Raw genomic sequence first — 16,878 nt, forward strand, 5'->3', positions numbered from 1 at the left:
ACAAATTAAAAGACCTAGTTTGTTTTCTTTGAATTTCTTCTTCCGTTTTTATCTGAGCGAGATATTGTTTCAGTTCTTTTCGCGAAAAAACCTCATATAAAACGGCTCTCTTTTCGTATATACGCATGTGTCCACATGAGGGAACACAATCACCGTTACAAAAAGAGCAATACCTTGGAATCAACTTTTGAAATATTACTCCAAGTAATGTTTGTTTTAATTGTTCTTGTGTTACTCCCAATTCCAATAAGCGAGAAATGACCCCTACAGTATTCTTTGCATGTACACTAGCAATAATTAAATGACCGGTCAAAGCTCCTCTTATCACCATTTTTGCCGTCTCATCATCTCTAATTTCACCAATAATAATTGTATCTGGATGATGTCTTAAACTAGATTTTAATAATGTTTCATACGTAATTCCCGCTTTTTCATTAGCCTAAAATTGATACCTACGAAAATAAAATAAAAAAACCTACCTATTATACAGGTGGGTTTTAAGCTTTAATAAATAAATGTATTTAAAAAACATTGCATATATTATAATTACTATATTGAAAGGAGAATATCAATGGAATTTTTTGAAAATGATTTAAAAATAGCTTTGATAGTCACTCTTTTTAGACACAAAGATTTAAAAATAGAAGTTTATAGTTCTTTAAAAGGTCCTTATGTAAATATTCATTACAAGAAACAGATTATTACATATTCTTTTCCAGATATAGTTCGAGCAAGTTCTTTTGCTAATTTCTTAATCTCTTCCTACTTAGTAGACGAAGATTTTATTGAGATATTCCTTAATGACCTATAACATTATTAATTTCACATATTATAGATACCTTCACTTCTCGCTAGTGAAGGTTTTTTACTATAAAAAAATAACCCCTAACCTTAGCGGAATTAAGAATTAGGGGTTACCGGTAAACTATGTGCCAAGAATACCGAATACTCTTGCAGTCTCATCCGTTAAGATGATCTATACGGTTAAAATAGTGCAAACAAATTCCAATTAATTATAACGATAAGGTAGCTATCTCACCGAAACCAACTAAATGGAATTCATTTAACTATACTATTTTAACACTTTTATTATAACTGTATTGAACATGTTTAGAAAGCGATATCATTTGTTTTTTATAATTTATTTCAATCTGTTCGCTTTACAAAACAAACATACGTTCGTATAATAAACACGAGGTGAACGGTATGAAAAAATGTAAAATACAAGAATTTAACCAAAATTATATGAAGATAGATGAAAAAGAAATTTGCTTTGAAGAAGAGTATCCGAGCAAAGAACAATTCGATTACTTAACGAATAAGGTTTGTCATAAAGATATTAAAGAATATGATATCGAATATTCAGCTATGATACAGACAATTCGTATGGGTGAAATTGGCAAGTATCGGATGGATGGCGTTCCTTTTGGAGTTAATGCATTTATCATTACTATCGAATTGGAGGAATGATTATGGATGATGTTTGGGGTCTTGGAGAAAGTAGCTTGTTACTTATAGAGGATGACTTAGAAGATTATTTGAAGGAGGATGAAGAATTATGAACGCTGCTATGTTTACTGGTAAAGTTGTTTCGGATGTTAAAGTGATCAATACTAAACACGGGTACCCGTTTTGCTACATTGCTTTAGACGTGAACGGTAAAATTCATAACTGTTTGATTGCTGGGCAGAAAGCTTTTAAGTTTGTTTATGAGGTTGAAAATGGTACTGGATTGACTGTTGATTGTACAATTAACGAACGTAAACAATTGATTATCCAGGAGTATAAAATTAATAGTCAAGCTACTAGATACGGTCAGCTGTGGGATTATAAACTAAATAAACTACCACATAGGAAAGCAATGAATTAAAACCAATTTAATTATCGATAACATTTATTATATATTTAGTGTATTATTAATGATGATACTAAAGTTATGAGAGGTGTTTTTAATGGCAGAAATTTCAATTTTTATAGATGACTCTGGTCAACTTCACGAAAATTATTATTCAAAATATTTTATTTATGGAGGATTCTGGTGTAAAACGGATGATGTTCCAGCTATAAGTAGAACTTATGCTCTTGAGATGAAAAAGATTTATCATACATTAAAAGAAGTGAAATCAAGCTCTATGAAACATAAACATAAAAGAAAAGTTCTAAGAAAGTTAATTAATACACATCCTGATAGTTTCAACCCTTCTTTTGTCGCAACAGATGTCTCTAAACTAACCCTAGAATTTAGTAATAAACAAGCTGTACAATTGCATAAAAATTACATATTAAGACGTTTTATAGAAGATGTTATAAATGATTTAAAATTACGTAAAATTGAAGATATTGATAAAATACATGTGTATATAGATAATCAAAATCAAACTACTTTAATCGGAAGGGACCCATTTCCAGTGTATCTAAATAAAAAATTCAAAGCTGGAAATTATTTAACTCAAGCTTACACTGAATCTGATATAATTTTCGAAGTTGATTTTATGGAGTCAAGTGCTTATAGACCTATACAGATTGCTGATTTATTAGCAAATTGTAAATTTAATAGATACGAAAATATTTGTGATGACTTACAATTAGTTTTAGATGCTAATAGTTATATCACTTGTAGAAAACATCCTATTTATTTTACAAGTAAGCCACTTGCCACATCTAATTAAGTATGTTATATTAATTTGTACAGAGCAAGTCCTCTGATAAACGGGGAAAGAGCTATAATTTAGTAAGTGTTATGTATTGACACCTCTTACTCGTTGAATTGACACCTTTATAGGTGTCTTTTTTTTATATAAAAATAACCCTACCTCAATTAAGAGATAGGGTTTTGTTGCGTCTATTTAAATAAAGCTTCGAACGTTCCTTTTCCTACTAGACCGTCCACTGTTAAGCCTTTGTCACTTTGGAATTGTTTAACAGCTTTATCTAATCCGTCTCCGAATTTGCTGTCAAAACCTTTTACGTCATAACCTTTACAAATTAATACAGCTTGGATTAAACGAGTAAGGTTACCATTTGCTCCTTCACGAACCGTGATACAAGCATTTTTAGTTTTTGCTCCCCATAATCCATCAACTTTAAGTCCTGCATTAAACTGGCTGTTCAATTCCATTTGCAAGGCTTTAATCAACGCTTTATTTGTTGCAGAACCAGCTAAATTATCAACTGTTAGTCCGCCATAAAACCAACGATTCAAGAACATCTGAACACCAGCAATTGATTGAGTTTCTGTTGTTGTTCCTGTAATTGCTGGTTTAGTTGTAGGAGTAGCTTTGTTTGTATTTCCACCACCTGCAGTTTTGAATCCGTCCACATCTTGTTCTAATAGCCATCCAGTAGCAACCTTTCCTTTACCGATCAAATACGCTTTTTTAGAACGTGATTTAGTAACTGGTTTAGAAGCTAGTACATCATAAACTTGGTCAATTACAAAGGTAGGGATGTTTGATCCTGTTTCCCACTGTTTAGCTTGCTTACCAACTTTAACGGTCTTACCATCTGGTTGAGGAGTTACTGTATTTGACACTGGAACAACTGGTGCAGATACACCTTCTTTTTTAAGCATCTCTTCTACTGTTTTTCCTAACGACATATATCTTGTTACTTTAGTGATAAGGTAACTTTTTAAAGCATTAGTTGATTTACCATGAAGATCCCAAGAACGGTGCGGACACGATGTCGCAGAGAATTCGCTGTGTAGACGAATGGTCTCTTTGTTCGGCTTTAATCCATAAAAATGGAAGTCTTCAGCCATTTGGCGTAAAGTCATATCTTCGTTCAAGATAAACTCTTTATCCGAGATGATACCATAATAACTTTGGACTACTTCATAACCAAGATACCAAATATTCCCTTCATTATTAGCGGTGTGCCAAGCTTTGTTTCCAGTATTATCTGCTCTTAAAATAGCTGAACTATTAATATAATATGGAGCAAAACCTAATCCTAATCGCCCTTCTTTTCTACGAGCAATTAACCAAGCAACGTATTGTTGAGGTGTCATTGCACCATAATCATTATGGAAAACTCCTCCTTTAGGTTTACCAGGACGTTTACCAGCTTTTCCATTTACAATATCATCGCGATTAATTTTAGTCACGGTACCCATTATTTTACCTCCTCTTTCATTTCAATTACTCCAACTTTAGTACTGTTAAACGCATCATTCATTGCTTTAACGCTTGCTTCAATTAAATTTTGTAGTTCCGCATTCGTAATATTAATTTTATTTTCATTCAATAATTTAATTGCCTCTTTTCGAGCATTGGCCAACTTGATTGCACCATCTTCATTATGCCAAATTTGTTCAGCCGCATTGACAGCAATATCCACTAGATACTGTTTTCGACTAAGTTTTTCGTTGATTCCTTTTTCATCTAAAAAAGCCACTACCTTTTTGGTAATGGCTCCAATAAGACTAACTATAATAGTTCCTAATGCTCCTATAAGAGCCGTTTGTATTTGTTCCATATTTATCTCCTACTTTCCAATTAGATTTAAGAATGTTTCAATAACTAAATACCCAACACTACCTGCTCCAATAATCATAGTAGCTAACTTCATACGAGTATCTGTGCTTAATTTTTTCATTTCCTGTGATCGTTCAGCTTCTTTTTCTCTAGTGCTGGTTACGGTACTAAAGACATTTCCCATTTGCTCTGATAATCGTTCATTTTGCTTCATTAAGCTTTCGTTTTGACTAATCATGATTTTTGAGCGTTCTGCTGATTGAGCTTGGTTAACTAAAACTGAATCTTTTAGTTCTTTTATATTCTTTTGAATATCTTCATTTGATTGTTCAAGCTTATAAATTCTAATTTCATGATTTTCTAAGCTTGGTGTTTCAATATCTTTCACATTCCATCACTCCTTTTCAAATTAAAAAGAGCAACCATTTCTGGCCACTCTTCGTCTGTACTATTAACTTTATTTTGTTACCTTTTCTAAATCTTTGACATCAACCCATCCAAGACTATTATCATCTGAAAATTGTATATGAGCCTTTAACTCGTCATTGTCTTCATTATTCTTAAATGATCTAATAACACCTTTTCTGTCTTGATATTTCATTTTCTTTTTGCTATAGGAATTAACTTTATATTCCTTATCAATATCTAAAGTAACGTTTCTTAAAACTTTACCATCTTCAGTAATTTCTACTATTACTTTTTTTGTTACATTTTCTTCATCTACGCCTGAACTAATATCATGAAAAATCATTACATCATCTCTCTTTCTCTATAGGTATAGATTAAATATAACCATAATTATTTAAAGAATCAATGTATACATTAATCATTATCAATAGTTCCTTTATTTATTTAATTTTAGTAACCTTTATACATTATCAGATTGATTTAAAGAATTCTTTGTCTCCACTAACAATGATTTAAAATAAACCGCTATAGTTGTTCTTTTCTTTTGTCTGAGCAACTGAATAGTAAGTATACCTATTGAAATAACTAACGCTACTATTGAAAAGACAAAAAAAACATAAAACCATCCGTTTTTATTATCATCCATAATAGCAAAGTTTATAAAGAATGTTAAAGCAGCTATCATCATTGAAAGTACAGTAGTAACTTGGCTATGATATTCAAAATCTGCTTTCATACAATCCATTTTAGCTATTATTTGATTTAGAATGTCCCTATCAATTTTCTTTAATGAGTCAATATTATTTGTTAGTTTTGACGGAATATCATTATCGACCTCTAAGAACTCTTTTTCAATAAAATTTGAAAGTATTACTGGGTCATTAATTAATAATTTTCTTTCTAACTCTTCTTTTTTCATGCAATTCCTCCCTCATAATACAATCGGTTATGAAGGAGAATAGTTAATCAGATATTTTTTATTTACTTAGTAATTCTACAACAATTTCATCTGTATTAATTTATATAGACTTTATAAGATGATTTATACTTATTATTCACTAGTGTCCAAAACACTAGCTAACTTTTTTTGTACTAATAGTGTTACGTTAGTTAAATCTATTTCTTCGTTACTTAATTCAATACTACCAGACAACATTTTAATTGCTGATCCATCTCCATCAAAAGCAACTCGATAACCCGCAACTTTGTTCTCTTGATTATAAACAAATTGTATATTACTTATTCTTAACATCTTATTTCCTCCTTTTAAGTTAATGGACCTTTACATACAAATCTAGCAGATAATCCAGCATATTCATTAGCTGCAGCTAGACTAAGTTGAACTACACCAGCTGTTGTCACGGCCAACCTGCCACCCATTCGATCGGTTGGTGCATAGAAAAATTCATTTCTAAGTGGTCGGGCATTAACGGGTAATGTTCCGGCATTATATCTCATTGTGGTCCCCATATCACCACTAGATAGCCCTACTTGTCCCACAATCTCACACTGGTATGAACCATCCAGAGCTTTAGTAACTCTATATTGTGGAGGGTTGTTTTCTTTTGTAATAAATCCTGCTGAAAGTGGAATATTCGTGAATGGAACGGCAATTAATTGCTCTGCTGAGATGCTTCCAGACCCGATACCATTTGTGTACATGTTTAAACCATTTGAGCTTAGGTCAAAGAAGCTTTGGATAACGCCAATTGAATTTGAAAGATACGAATATAAATTTAAAGGCCCAAGTTCTGTACCAAATTGTTGTTTGCTCGTTCGTTCAGTTCCTTTAATTTTTACAAACGCATCAGAAATCGTAGTATTTCCATCCAGTATCCCGCCTTCTGATATTACACCAGTAAAAGGGTTAGTAACTGCTCCTAACGTACTTGCTATAGCTGCTAAATTAGTAACACTTAAATTTTCTACACTCATTAAAAAGATTTCCCATTTGCTTCCGTTCCACCGATAGGTAACCCCATTAATATAACCGGATGCTCCTGTATTTTTCCATAGCATTCCAACATATGGTCCAGTTGGCACGGTTGCTTGTTGAGTAATTCCAGTTGCTGGACCTTGTGGGCCTGTTGCTCCGTCTTTACCATTAGTACCAGGACTTCCAGTTGCACCAGTCGCTCCTGTAACACCTTGCTTGTTTTTTACAACCATAATGATTTTTTCAATCGTCACACCTTTATAAACAGCTCTATATGTTGCTGTTCCTACGTCTGCGCTCATAGCTGTCACTGCAAAATAACCGGATGCATTTATCGCGGTTGTGATACCAGTTGCAGAAACTAAAGAGAAAGTAATTCCGGATAAAGCTTGAGAATTTCCATCCATAATTCTGAAATAGCCATTAGCTCCAGAATAACTAGAAACAACCCCAGATGGATTGGCTGGTAAGATTAAACTTTCATTTGTTAAATAACCGGTTATCGCATTTTGTCCAGCAGCACCTGTTGATCCAGTAGACCCTGTATCACCTTTAGGGCCTGTTGCTCCAGTATCTCCTTTATCTCCTTTAATTAGAGTCCATGCATATTTAGCAGGATCTGTTGAATCGGCTGAAGCAAAGTCCGTATACTGTCCAATGTACGTCTTACCTGCGCTTACAGTGGTAGAAAATCCAGCAGTACCTGTAGCATTAGTAGCATATGCTATGTGTAAATATGAAGTTTGTCCATCAGGACCTTTAACACCAGGAATACCCTGACTACCGTCTGCGCCTTTAATTAGAGTCCAATTATACATGCTAGGTGTGCTTGAATCAGCTTCGGTAAAGTCCACATACATACCAATATAAGTTTTGTCTGTGGAATCTGAGGTACTAAAACCTGCTGTACCTGTGGAGTTGGTGGCATATGCTATATGCGTATACTGAGTCTTACCATCAGCACCTTTAGAACCAGGTAATCCCTGATCGCCTTTAGTTCCTTGCAGACCTTGCAAACCCTGAGGGCCCTGCTCTCCGGTATCACCTTTTTCACCTTTAATAAGAGTCCAAGCATATTTAGCAGGATCATTGGAATCTGCAGATATAAAGTCTGTATACTGTCCAATGTACGTTTTTCCAGCACTTACCGTTGTGCTAAATCCTGCTGTACCTGTTGAATTGGCGGCGTACGCAATGTGTAGATATGATGTTTGACCGTCGGAACCTTTGACACCAGGTATTCCTTGTGTACCATCAGCACCCTTTATCAGAGTCCAGTTATATAAACTTGGATTACTAGAATCGTTAGCTGTAAAGTCAACGTACATACCGATGTAAAGCTTATTCAGTGAAACCGATGTGCTAAAACTAACTGAGCCATCAGACGAATTGGCATAGGCAATATGAGTGTATTGTGTCTTACCATCTGCACCTTTAAGTCCTGGCAGTCCCTGCTCTCCTTGGTCACCCTGCAAACCATTTAAACCTGGAGGTCCTTGTTCTCCATCCTTACCGTCTTTGCCATCACTACCAGCATAAGAAACAGCATAAGAAACTGTCTGATCACCATTGCTTAAATTGGTAGTCGTACGTATCCAAAGCCAATTACCTGGTTCAATAGCTGGTTGTTCCAAAGTCCAGCCATCAGGTGGCACTGTGTCTCCTTGATCACTTAGTACATATTCAACTACTTGAGAACTAATAAAAATAATGCTCTTTTTGATTTCTTCCATCATTTTAGACAACTGATCAATATTACTTTCTAGTTCCTGATAGTTACCAAATTTATACTCGTTAAGTGTAGGATTATCATCATTGAATTTGTATTCCAGCACTCGTGCGGAAATCATCACAGGCGGTTGCAATTCGTTGCTGACAATTTGAATGTTGTCACCTATTTGACAATCAATACTCCCTTTAGCTTCATATGTCACTGTTGGTTGGTCAATCTTTTTGAGTTGTACAAGCGACTCTTTCCATAGTGCATCTTTAGAAGAAGCCTGAGAGGTATAACGTCTATTTATATAGCCGTCAAACTCTCCATTTTTTTTATTCGGTAACTGAACATAGAAGTTTCTTCGACCTTCAACCGAATAAACACGAGCATGACTAGTTGGTGAATAGTATAATATATTTCCATTTTCATCTAACTCTTCGTAGTAATTACCCGCTAACGTTATTGGTGTTTCTGTTTCTTCCTCGTTGGCTCCAACTGGATTTAAACACGTAGCTAAATCAGAAATACTACCCGTGCGATCCAGTGAAGTTAGCGAATCATCTTCATCAGTTAATGTTGTCTGTGGCTCCTCTTCACCAATTCGCTTGAATACATTTAATACTAAAGCCGTTGGCGTACTACCTTTAAATTCAACGGCTAAATCAGCTTCTGCATTATCAAATCCATTTAATACATACTGCAACATTTCAGCATTTGAAACACTTTCAGATGTGTACTCTAAACTTCTTGATAAGCCTGTTAATTCATTTACTCCAATCGTGATGCCTGTGTCATTAAAAATACGGTTAAAGTAATACGTGAATGGTTGCGGTTCAGATGGCTTACCGATTGGATTCGCATCTTCACTCACAATGTCAATCGTCCCGCTGTAACACATTAAATTTTTCTCGTCAGCAGTGTAAGAATCTTCCGAATCGTAGATAGTAAACCAGTATTTATAACCAGTTTGATCCTCACACATAATGTAATTTCCGTATGTCCAATTTTTTGCGTTTTCACTTTTAACAAGTACATTAATATCTAGCGATTTTATGATAGTACCGATGTAATTTCCTATTAGATAATCATCTGTTTCATAAGCATCCAACACATTATAATCACGGTCTGTAAGTGTAAAAATCATATGATAAATCGCGCCTTTCCTTTAAGAGTAACTTCTGGTGTATCACTAAATGAGCTGTATGCCAAATATAAAATGCTTTCTCCAGGAGGAGCTGTGATCAATGTGCTCCCTACATCTCGCATTTCTAAAGCATTCATTTCATTTAATCGACAATAAATATTTCGGTCACTTTTACCATAAGTTAGTTTATCGCCATTCATGAATTTATTAGGAATTTCTTCCCATTTTTCAACATTATGTTTCGATACATTTAATGCACGAATTAAATTATTTTGCATAGGCAATAAGGCTTTATAACGTGCACTGTAAAAAGTAACTTTCCTTAAAAAAATATCAGATTCACTAAAATCAAATGATAATTTACGGCCAATAAAAGCGAGTTCTACATTTATTTTATTGCCTATTTTTGCAACTTTAATGTGGTTACTGCTACCTGGTCTAGCAGTAACGTAATAACTAGTAGTATTTCGACTGTCATATACTCTTTTATTCCGAATATAAATAGCTAGATCACTTTTTTCTGCTGAAAGGGTATTGTCCTCGATTACAACGGATACGATAATTTTATTGTTTTGATCTGCGAATGTAATCGACTGGTGGCCAACCTGGTTCGCTTTTGTTTTTCCTCCGCCATCTGTATTAAAATCACTACGAAATGCCGCTGTCCAATTTTCTGGATAGGCTCCTTCAGAATCAGCTGGAATAACTTTTGTTAAAGAAGGACCACTCCATGAAGTAGTAGGTGGTCCATAACTTGTTGGTCTTGCAAAACCTTCACCGGCCTTTTCTTGTGTATACCCAAACGTACCTTGTTGCGTTACGCTATTCGTGACCAGAGGAACTACTCCATTGTTTAAAACCCACCCCGGAGGAACATTGAAATGATCATCAAATAACTTTTCAGAAATTTCATAATCATACCCGTCTATTTCTTCCATATCGCCAAATAGAGACCTTACTGTACCTGTGTCACTTTCAATACCTAAGAACCCATTGTCAGATTTAAAAGTTGCGGACAGCTCTAAATCGATTGGTTCTGATCCTGGATTATTAATAGTTACATAGTCAAATAGTTCTCCATCTGTGGCTTTATTGGTGAACAAGTAGTTTTGTATTGAATAAGAGACTCCGTCTGGTATTTCCCAAGTGATCGTACCTTCTCCTAATGCAGATGATTCCGCTATATTAATATCACCTTGAGGAAAAGCATAGTAAATTTTATTAGGATTATCACTAAAGACAAGAGGCTTAGGATCAACAACATTCAATATTTCTAAGAGTAGTTCTCGTTTTTCTTTAATATTGTATTTAAATGTAAATGCCATATTAAAAGAAATTAATTCAGAAGAATAACCTAGAAAGTCAACTCCTTTTTTACCTTTTCTATTTTTAGAATTTAATGTTCTTCCAAGGCGCACGCCCCTTTTTAGACTATTAATAATTAATAAATCTGAAAGGTCATGTCCATTAAATGTTGCTGTAATAATTTTTGACATTAAAACTTACGCCCCTTCTTAATAATAGATTTATTAACATCGATTTTTTCTAATTCAGTTCGCATTGGGTTTGCCAATTCTCTTGTAATTCGTTTTCCATCGATATCCATTTCAACGATGATTGGAACATCAGCTAGTCTTTTAACTTCACTAATTAAGTTATTTAATAGCATTAAAGCTTCCGAAACACCAAAATTCATTGTTGAAGAAATTCCGGAACCAATTCCGCCTAACGTTTCACGGTTTAATGGAATAATAGCTTCAGGACCAGCTTCTCCAACACCGTGCATACCGCTAGAAGTATTGAACAACGTAGCTTTATCAAAAATACCACCGGCAGCATGCCAATTAACAGATAGTTTGGGTACTCCCTCTTCTAACCATTTAATCGGGTTTTTAGAACCACTTACACTAAAAGTAGGCATTTTTATAGATGGTAAGCTCCAATTAAAGTCAAAGAAATTTTTCATTGCATCAATGGCTGTTTTCACTGCGTTTTTTGCTCTGTTTATAGGGCTCATAATTTTGTCGTACACTTCTGAAAATTTAGAACCAATCGTGCTAACTGTTGATCTTATTTTCTCAGCTGCGCCATTCTTTAATTCATTGAATTTATTTACTGCTCCGTTTTTTAATTCATTTGCTTTATTTACTACCGAAGTTTTCATTTCATTAAATTTATTGATAGCACCTGTCTTTAATTCATTAAATTTATTTACAGAACCAGTTTTAAGTTCAGTGAAATCACTTATCGCTGCATTTTTCAACGTTTTATAAATAGTTGACGCTCCATTTTTCAATTCATTTGAATCATCAATAGCCGCAGTTTTGAGTTTTTCAAAAGCAGACGAACCAATATTTGCAAGCTCATTAAAATCTTCACTTGCAGCAGTTTTTAATGTACTGACTGCTTGTCCACCTAAATTCATCAATTCGTTAAAATCTTCTAATGCAGCTGTTTTCAAAGTTTCTAAAGCCCCTGTTACAAGGTCTTTCAATTCAATAAAGTCTGAAACAAGTTTGTCTTTCAGTTCAATAGCTTTCGCTTTAACGGTATCCCAGTTTTGCCATAAATAAACTCCTGCAGCCACAAGTGCACCAATTGCTAATATAACCAAAGTAATTGGACTTGTTAGAAGTGCCATAACTCCTGCTAAAATACCACCTGCTGCACTCATTGCATACATGCTAACAATAGCAATTGTTTCTATTCCTGACTTAATGCCTAAAGCTAGTGAATATAAACCAAACGCTGCAGTAGCTGCTCCAATACCAGCAATCAAGGGAAACCATTTATCAATAAACGCTTGGAGATCCGCGGAAAGTTTAACAAAATCTATTTCCAACATTGAATTTTTCATTTCTGTTAATGAGTTTTTTATGTCACTTAGAAACGTGCTGTTGCTCATCGAGTCTTTCATTGATTGAAACGCGTCAATAACTGGCTGCATAACCTCTTTTAATGTATTCCAAGCTGTAGAATCTTGGACTTCTGCTTTCAATTCTCCAAACCAGGCTTGAATTTCGATCACTTTTTCGCCTGCAGTACTTAACCAATCAGAAACTGTCATCAATCCAGCAACAACTGGCTCCAAAATTGGACCACCAACAACAGCTAGAAAATCTTGCCATGCTTGTTTTAAATTACCCATTTGATTCTCGTAGCCTTCTGATTCACGCGCTGCTTGACCTGTTGCTCCTGCTTGTTCTTGCATGTTTTTTGCGTATTCTAAACGTGTTGCTTGTTTCGTTGCTTCGTCTAGTTTTTGCCATTCTGCTGTTGATCCTACAAGACCTTGTGATATAGCATATTGAGCCATTTGTGTTTCATTCGCAAAAATACCAATTGATTCGCCGGCTTCATAGTTGCCTTTTAAGAAAGATGTTAATGAAGCATTTGCTGATTCATAGGATACATCATAGAAAGCTGCTGCATCTGCTGCCGCTGTTACTGATGTTTCAGCTTGTTTCATAGCTTCTTCGGTGGTCATTCCTAAACCTTTAAACATAGATACAGTTGCAGCAAACGGCTGTTTAAGTCGGTTGGGTAGCATTCCGAAAGACTTACCTAGTTCTTCTACCTTTTTCTGTGCTTCTGTTCCTAAATTACCGAATACTTGGTCAAATTGAGATTGAATTGCTTTAGCTGTCGCAGCCGCTTCAACTGCCATCTTTCCGAATCCTAATACTTTAGTTGCAGCAAATGCTGTACCAATAGCTATAGCTGCTTTTTTAAAGAATCCAGCAATCTTACTACCAGCGCTTTTGGCTTTACCTGTTGTTTCGTCAATACCTTCATTTGCTTCTTTATTATTTAACCCGATGGTTCCAAATAATTTGAAGATTTCTCCCACTAATTTTCACCGCCTTTATTAATCGGCTTGATATATTTCATTGCATTTTCGATGTTTTTTTGTTCTTCTTCTTTTGATAAAGATTGTTTTTTGCTATTGCGTATTTTTTTGAAGTATTTCTTTTTATAATCTTTAAACGTATTTTCGTGATCCTTATGGAGCCATGTTTCCCAAAGATCGTCTTCACTTTCTTTATCAAACAATTGCAAAATAAAATCCGCCAAACCTTCTAGAGTGTATGTACTCATAAGGATTAACGGATTGCTGTATCTTTTAAATAAGGTATCTTTTAATTTAAAATCGCCATCGTCTATTGAAGTAACGATGCGATAGATGAGAAAAAATCGCCCAATTCCGGTTTCTTAAAGAATCCAATAATTAAACTGGTATATTCTTTCAAATTTAATTTTTGTATTTCTCCAATGCCCTTCCCAGTTAAATCTGCAAGCAATGAATTAATATCTGGTTTTAATTTGCTGGCATTCATCATGACTTTTTGCAGTAATCCGGCCATCGCTTCCATTCCACGTTTTTCCGCTTCTTCTTCTTTCTTATCCTTTTCTGCTTTAGTTGGTTCCTTTTTCTTTTTATCCATTGGTATAACTGTTGAAGCTTCTGCATTTCCTTCAAATATTTTTATGAACTCATCTTTAATGTCTAACTTCCCTACAATTGAAAGAAGAGTGAATAAATCATCACCCTTCAGCTCTCTCATTTCTAATGTCATTTAAATTCGTCCTCCTGAACAGTTGAAGTTGTCGATAACGCGGAAGTTTCTGAACTTACTGTCGGAAAAAGAATTCTCCATGGAAATTCATCTTTATCAAGTTGGTCAACAGATGCATGTGCTTCGTAAACTTGTTCAATGATCGCTTCACCATTATCTTCTGTCGCTAATTCTAAACCGCTTGTGCATAGTGCATTGTCTAAAATAGCGATGACTGGTTCATTTGTACCGGATAATGTTCCTACAACTGCAATATTATTTATATAGTCACCATCGTCTAAATAACGCTTAGTTGTGATCACTTTATAACCTGCAGGTGCATCGGCTGTAGCTGCTGCTTCAATTGCTCCATTTAACGATTGACGGATCGTTTCAGCTGTAATTTCTTTCATATTTGCGGTAACCGTAGCTGTTGCTGCTTCTAAAACTTTGTTTCCTTTAACTTTCATGTGAGTAGTACCGTCTACTTCAACATCACGGTAGGTCTGTTCAATAGTCAATGTAACCCCACCAGATGTAGCACCATGCAAAGTACCACTAAATCCATCTGCTGCAACATATTTAATGTCTGTATAAACTGTCGCTGCATTGATTACGTAGTTCTTAGCTGTCGTTTCTGAATAGCCTGTTTTTTTTAATCCCATTACTTTTTCCTCCAATCAGTTTTACAATAAAATTGCAAACTTCTTCTTTTTATCTTGTCATCACCCGTTGTAACTTTATTTGAGCGCAAAAAATTAAACCGAATTAATAAATCATCGGTTAATTTCGTGTTGTCTTTAAAATGGTCTTTTAAGGATTGTTCCAACGTAAACACGTTAATGTAAGACGTGTTGTTGTCGAATACGTCTACATCAATATAAAAACCATCTACGTTACGCTCTATTGCTTCTGTATCAAAATCAAACGTCAGATATGGATAAACCACTGTTGTTTTACGATTTTTTTCGTGAAAACTTTCAGATGTTACCATTTTAAATTGTGCTGTTAGTTCTTTTAGAAATTCAATCATCTGCTATTTCCCCTTAAACGATGCTTTATACTGGCCACCGATAATGGATTCTATTTGTTTCCTGTTCCTTCTGAATGCTGGACGTAAGAAAGGCTGTGGTTCTTGGCCCCATGTAAAGAACCATTCACCAGATGAATCTTGAAAACTCCACCCGCCTTTTCTACCAGCTCCATTCTCAGCAAATTCACCTGTACCAAATTCAACATAGAATGCGTACATAAATGGTGATCCTACCGTACCAATAATGTTGCCATTCCTTTTGCTAACTTTATGATCGATTTTATCTCTCATTTCACCACTAGAAACTGCTGCAAGTGACTTAGCTTGACCTTCGATATAAAGCGTTGCTGCTTCCATTGCTCTCTCAGATGCCGCATTCATAGCTTTTTTAACAATATCTGAATTGTCTTCAAATATAAATCCGTCTTTAGGCACTTACATCACCCTCGTATTTACAATAGACTTCATTGTGGTGGCCAATTCCAACCGGATCATCAGAATACGTTATACCGTATATTCTTCCGTTTGAATCAACTATTCTCATGTCATCTGTTATGCCTTTTATAAATATCGGGATAATTAAGATATGTGTTGATTGCTCAATGGTGGCGTTTTGAAGCGTGTTTAAGTCTGTACCAGTAACTAAGTCGATATAACCCTTAACTAATTTAAAAACAGCCCATTCTTCAAATGTTCCGCCTATCTCATCATCGACCGATGTCTTTTGTTCGATATCAAAGCTATTCATTAACCCCACCCCATTTTTTCGTACTTATTTAAAAACGAAAGCAATGATGATGGATAACCTTCTGTATTGTCGTTTGCGTTCACATCGTAATAAGTTTCAGACATCCTTGCTACAGTCCTAGTTTTAATGCCAGTCTTTCCAACCATATCTAAATCGTATTTAATCAGTTTTTTAACGCCTTTTTTAATGTCTGCTGGATAACTAACTAAAGTCGCCATTGCTTTAGTACTATTTGATGAAATAAACGGTTCACCTTCAACTATGATTGAATCAGCAGTTAATTCCTCAACTACATACAAACCATCGTTATAAGCTGTGTAATTCACTTCTACGGTATCACCGATTCTTAGCCCTTTTACTTCTCCAAACACATTGATAATGTTTGGTTTCGTAAAGGTTATATCATTGAATCGTACAAGTTTATTTTGAAAGTTATTATTGGTTAATCCCCTAATACTCTGTTCAAAAGCTTCTAAATCATCTTGTTCAATTTCGGGATCAAGTTTTTGAGCATCAACTAATGAAATAATCATTCTTTCACCTCAATTCAAAAGAAAAAAGAATGGATACTTACCCCTTCTTAGTTTCAACTTTCTTGGCTTCTTTTGTTTTCTTTTCTGCATCAGAATCTGTACCTACATTTGCATTTGCTTTTTCTAATTCTGTTTCCAATTCTTTAATTCTAGCTTTAGAATGTTTTAATTCTTCGCTAAGCTCATTAGAATCTTTAGGAAGCTGTTCTTTAACAACTTCTCCTTTTTCGTTTACTTCCACAAAACCTTGTTGCAAAAGTTTTTTAATCTTAACTTCGTTATCAGTCTTTTTGATAACGTTGTCTAATTTAAATTGTTTCATCGACTG

General features: G+C 34.7%; 22 protein-coding genes. 4 read left to right on the plus strand and 18 right to left on the minus strand.

Annotation, left to right across the window (positions count from 1 at the left end; all coding sequences use genetic code 11):
* Positions 1 to 421, minus strand: a 421-nt coding sequence (locus tag ABS911_RS05870; protein ID WP_350466816.1) for an ATPase, T2SS/T4P/T4SS family, incomplete at its 3' end; no start/stop codon positions are given.
* A gap of 150 nt (positions 422 to 571) precedes the next feature.
* Between ABS911_RS05870 and ABS911_RS05875 the strand changes: the two genes are divergently transcribed.
* The 4 genes from ABS911_RS05875 to ABS911_RS05890 all read left to right on the plus strand — a co-directional run bounded on the left by ABS911_RS05875 (position 572) and on the right by ABS911_RS05890 (position 2,669).
* Positions 572 to 811, plus strand: a complete 240-nt coding sequence (locus ABS911_RS05875) for a hypothetical protein (protein ID WP_350466761.1) — start codon at positions 572 to 574, stop codon at positions 809 to 811.
* A 395-nt stretch (positions 812 to 1,206) separates the two neighbouring features.
* Positions 1,207 to 1,470, plus strand: coding sequence for a hypothetical protein (locus ABS911_RS05880; RefSeq protein WP_350466762.1), 264 nt, complete (start codon positions 1,207 to 1,209; stop codon positions 1,468 to 1,470).
* 88 nt (positions 1,471 to 1,558) lie between these two features.
* Positions 1,559 to 1,870, plus strand: coding sequence for an ssDNA-binding protein (locus ABS911_RS05885; protein WP_350466763.1), 312 nt, complete (start codon positions 1,559 to 1,561; stop codon positions 1,868 to 1,870).
* 82 nt (positions 1,871 to 1,952) lie between these two features.
* Positions 1,953 to 2,669 (plus strand): DUF3800 domain-containing protein, encoded by a 717-nt coding sequence (locus ABS911_RS05890; RefSeq protein ID WP_350466764.1) that lies wholly within the window; start codon positions 1,953 to 1,955, stop codon positions 2,667 to 2,669.
* Between the two features lie 173 nt (positions 2,670 to 2,842).
* Here ABS911_RS05890 and ABS911_RS05895 read toward each other — a convergent pair whose 3' ends face one another.
* From ABS911_RS05895 to ABS911_RS05975, 17 genes are all read right to left on the minus strand, one after another.
* Positions 2,843 to 4,114 carry a peptidoglycan recognition protein family protein gene (locus ABS911_RS05895; protein ID WP_350466765.1) on the minus strand — a complete coding sequence of 424 codons (1,272 nt, stop codon included), beginning with the start codon at positions 4,112 to 4,114 and terminating at the stop codon, positions 2,843 to 2,845.
* Entirely contained in the window at positions 4,114 to 4,476 is a 363-nt protein-coding gene (locus tag ABS911_RS05900; protein WP_350466766.1) for a phage holin, LLH family, read from the minus strand. Before ABS911_RS05900 ends, ABS911_RS05895 begins: the two co-directional genes overlap by 1 nt.
* A 9-nt stretch (positions 4,477 to 4,485) precedes the next feature.
* On the minus strand, positions 4,486 to 4,863 hold the full coding sequence (locus tag ABS911_RS05905; protein ID WP_350466767.1) for a hypothetical protein: 378 nt from the start codon (positions 4,861 to 4,863) through the stop codon (positions 4,486 to 4,488).
* A 69-nt stretch (positions 4,864 to 4,932) separates the two neighbouring features.
* Positions 4,933 to 5,226, minus strand: a complete 294-nt coding sequence (locus tag ABS911_RS05910) for a hypothetical protein (protein WP_350466768.1) — start codon at positions 5,224 to 5,226, stop codon at positions 4,933 to 4,935.
* Positions 5,227 to 5,343: 117 nt separating this feature from the next.
* The gene (locus ABS911_RS05915) at positions 5,344 to 5,802 is read right to left on the minus strand and encodes a YomK family phage-derived protein (protein WP_350466769.1); all 459 of its coding nucleotides are present in this window, start codon (positions 5,800 to 5,802) and stop codon (positions 5,344 to 5,346) included.
* 132 nt (positions 5,803 to 5,934) lie between these two features.
* The gene (locus ABS911_RS05920; RefSeq protein WP_350466770.1) at positions 5,935 to 6,135 is read right to left on the minus strand and encodes a hypothetical protein; all 201 of its coding nucleotides are present in this window, start codon (positions 6,133 to 6,135) and stop codon (positions 5,935 to 5,937) included.
* A gap of 14 nt (positions 6,136 to 6,149) precedes the next feature.
* Positions 6,150 to 9,680 (minus strand): hypothetical protein, encoded by a 3,531-nt coding sequence (locus ABS911_RS05925; protein ID WP_350466771.1) that lies wholly within the window; start codon positions 9,678 to 9,680, stop codon positions 6,150 to 6,152.
* Positions 9,677 to 11,176, minus strand: a complete 1,500-nt coding sequence (locus tag ABS911_RS05930; protein WP_350466772.1) for a distal tail protein Dit — start codon at positions 11,174 to 11,176, stop codon at positions 9,677 to 9,679. Before ABS911_RS05930 ends, ABS911_RS05925 begins: the two co-directional genes overlap by 4 nt.
* The gene (locus ABS911_RS05935) at positions 11,176 to 13,530 is read right to left on the minus strand and encodes a phage tail tape measure protein (protein WP_350466773.1); all 2,355 of its coding nucleotides are present in this window, start codon (positions 13,528 to 13,530) and stop codon (positions 11,176 to 11,178) included. The genes ABS911_RS05930 and ABS911_RS05935 overlap by 1 nt, the downstream gene beginning before the upstream one ends.
* Positions 13,530 to 13,739 (minus strand): hypothetical protein, encoded by a 210-nt coding sequence (locus ABS911_RS05940; RefSeq protein ID WP_350466774.1) that lies wholly within the window; start codon positions 13,737 to 13,739, stop codon positions 13,530 to 13,532. The genes ABS911_RS05935 and ABS911_RS05940 overlap by 1 nt, the downstream gene beginning before the upstream one ends.
* Before the next feature lie 101 nt (positions 13,740 to 13,840).
* A complete protein-coding gene (locus ABS911_RS05945) occupies positions 13,841 to 14,257 on the minus strand; it encodes a hypothetical protein (protein ID WP_350466775.1) in 417 nt (138 codons plus the stop codon).
* Positions 14,254 to 14,901: a hypothetical protein gene (locus ABS911_RS05950; RefSeq protein ID WP_350466776.1), complete on the minus strand. Its 648-nt coding sequence runs from the start codon at positions 14,899 to 14,901 to the stop codon at positions 14,254 to 14,256. Before ABS911_RS05950 ends, ABS911_RS05945 begins: the two co-directional genes overlap by 4 nt.
* Entirely contained in the window at positions 14,901 to 15,269 is a 369-nt protein-coding gene (locus ABS911_RS05955) for a hypothetical protein (RefSeq protein WP_350466777.1), read from the minus strand. Before ABS911_RS05955 ends, ABS911_RS05950 begins: the two co-directional genes overlap by 1 nt.
* Positions 15,270 to 15,272: 3 nt before the next feature.
* Positions 15,273 to 15,704, minus strand: a complete 432-nt coding sequence (locus tag ABS911_RS05960) for an HK97-gp10 family putative phage morphogenesis protein (protein ID WP_350466778.1) — start codon at positions 15,702 to 15,704, stop codon at positions 15,273 to 15,275.
* Positions 15,697 to 16,017 carry a phage head closure protein gene (locus tag ABS911_RS05965; RefSeq protein ID WP_350466779.1) on the minus strand — a complete coding sequence of 107 codons (321 nt, stop codon included), beginning with the start codon at positions 16,015 to 16,017 and terminating at the stop codon, positions 15,697 to 15,699. The genes ABS911_RS05960 and ABS911_RS05965 overlap by 8 nt, the downstream gene beginning before the upstream one ends.
* Positions 16,017 to 16,550: a hypothetical protein gene (locus ABS911_RS05970; protein WP_350466780.1), complete on the minus strand. Its 534-nt coding sequence runs from the start codon at positions 16,548 to 16,550 to the stop codon at positions 16,017 to 16,019. The genes ABS911_RS05965 and ABS911_RS05970 overlap by 1 nt, the downstream gene beginning before the upstream one ends.
* 37 nt (positions 16,551 to 16,587) lie before the next feature.
* Positions 16,588 to 16,872, minus strand: a complete 285-nt coding sequence (locus ABS911_RS05975; RefSeq protein WP_350466781.1) for a hypothetical protein — start codon at positions 16,870 to 16,872, stop codon at positions 16,588 to 16,590.
* Positions 16,873 to 16,878: the final 6 nt, after the last annotated feature.

Source organism: Carnobacterium sp. (genome assembly GCF_040274425.1).

Coding starts and splice junctions, on each gene's coding strand:
- ABS911_RS05930 (WP_350466772.1), bottom strand. CDS start 11,176: ATGTCAAAAATTATTACAGCAACATTTAATGGACATGACCTTTCAGAT.
- ABS911_RS05895 (WP_350466765.1), bottom strand. CDS start 4,114: ATGGGTACCGTGACTAAAATTAATCGCGATGATATTGTAAATGGAAAA.
- ABS911_RS05925 (WP_350466771.1), bottom strand. CDS start 9,680: ATGATTTTTACACTTACAGACCGTGATTATAATGTGTTGGATGCTTAT.
- ABS911_RS05910 (WP_350466768.1), bottom strand. CDS start 5,226: ATGATTTTTCATGATATTAGTTCAGGCGTAGATGAAGAAAATGTAACA.
- ABS911_RS05890 (WP_350466764.1), top strand. CDS start 1,953: ATGGCAGAAATTTCAATTTTTATAGATGACTCTGGTCAACTTCACGAA.
- ABS911_RS05875 (WP_350466761.1), top strand. CDS start 572: ATGGAATTTTTTGAAAATGATTTAAAAATAGCTTTGATAGTCACTCTT.
- ABS911_RS05975 (WP_350466781.1), bottom strand. CDS start 16,872: ATGAAACAATTTAAATTAGACAACGTTATCAAAAAGACTGATAACGAA.
- ABS911_RS05920 (WP_350466770.1), bottom strand. CDS start 6,135: ATGTTAAGAATAAGTAATATACAATTTGTTTATAATCAAGAGAACAAA.
- ABS911_RS05880 (WP_350466762.1), top strand. CDS start 1,207: ATGAAAAAATGTAAAATACAAGAATTTAACCAAAATTATATGAAGATA.
- ABS911_RS05900 (WP_350466766.1), bottom strand. CDS start 4,476: ATGGAACAAATACAAACGGCTCTTATAGGAGCATTAGGAACTATTATA.
- ABS911_RS05965 (WP_350466779.1), bottom strand. CDS start 16,017: ATGAATAGCTTTGATATCGAACAAAAGACATCGGTCGATGATGAGATA.
- ABS911_RS05955 (WP_350466777.1), bottom strand. CDS start 15,269: ATGATTGAATTTCTAAAAGAACTAACAGCACAATTTAAAATGGTAACA.
- ABS911_RS05950 (WP_350466776.1), bottom strand. CDS start 14,901: ATGGGATTAAAAAAAACAGGCTATTCAGAAACGACAGCTAAGAACTAC.
- ABS911_RS05885 (WP_350466763.1), top strand. CDS start 1,559: ATGAACGCTGCTATGTTTACTGGTAAAGTTGTTTCGGATGTTAAAGTG.
- ABS911_RS05915 (WP_350466769.1), bottom strand. CDS start 5,802: ATGAAAAAAGAAGAGTTAGAAAGAAAATTATTAATTAATGACCCAGTA.
- ABS911_RS05945 (WP_350466775.1), bottom strand. CDS start 14,257: ATGACATTAGAAATGAGAGAGCTGAAGGGTGATGATTTATTCACTCTT.
- ABS911_RS05970 (WP_350466780.1), bottom strand. CDS start 16,550: ATGATTATTTCATTAGTTGATGCTCAAAAACTTGATCCCGAAATTGAA.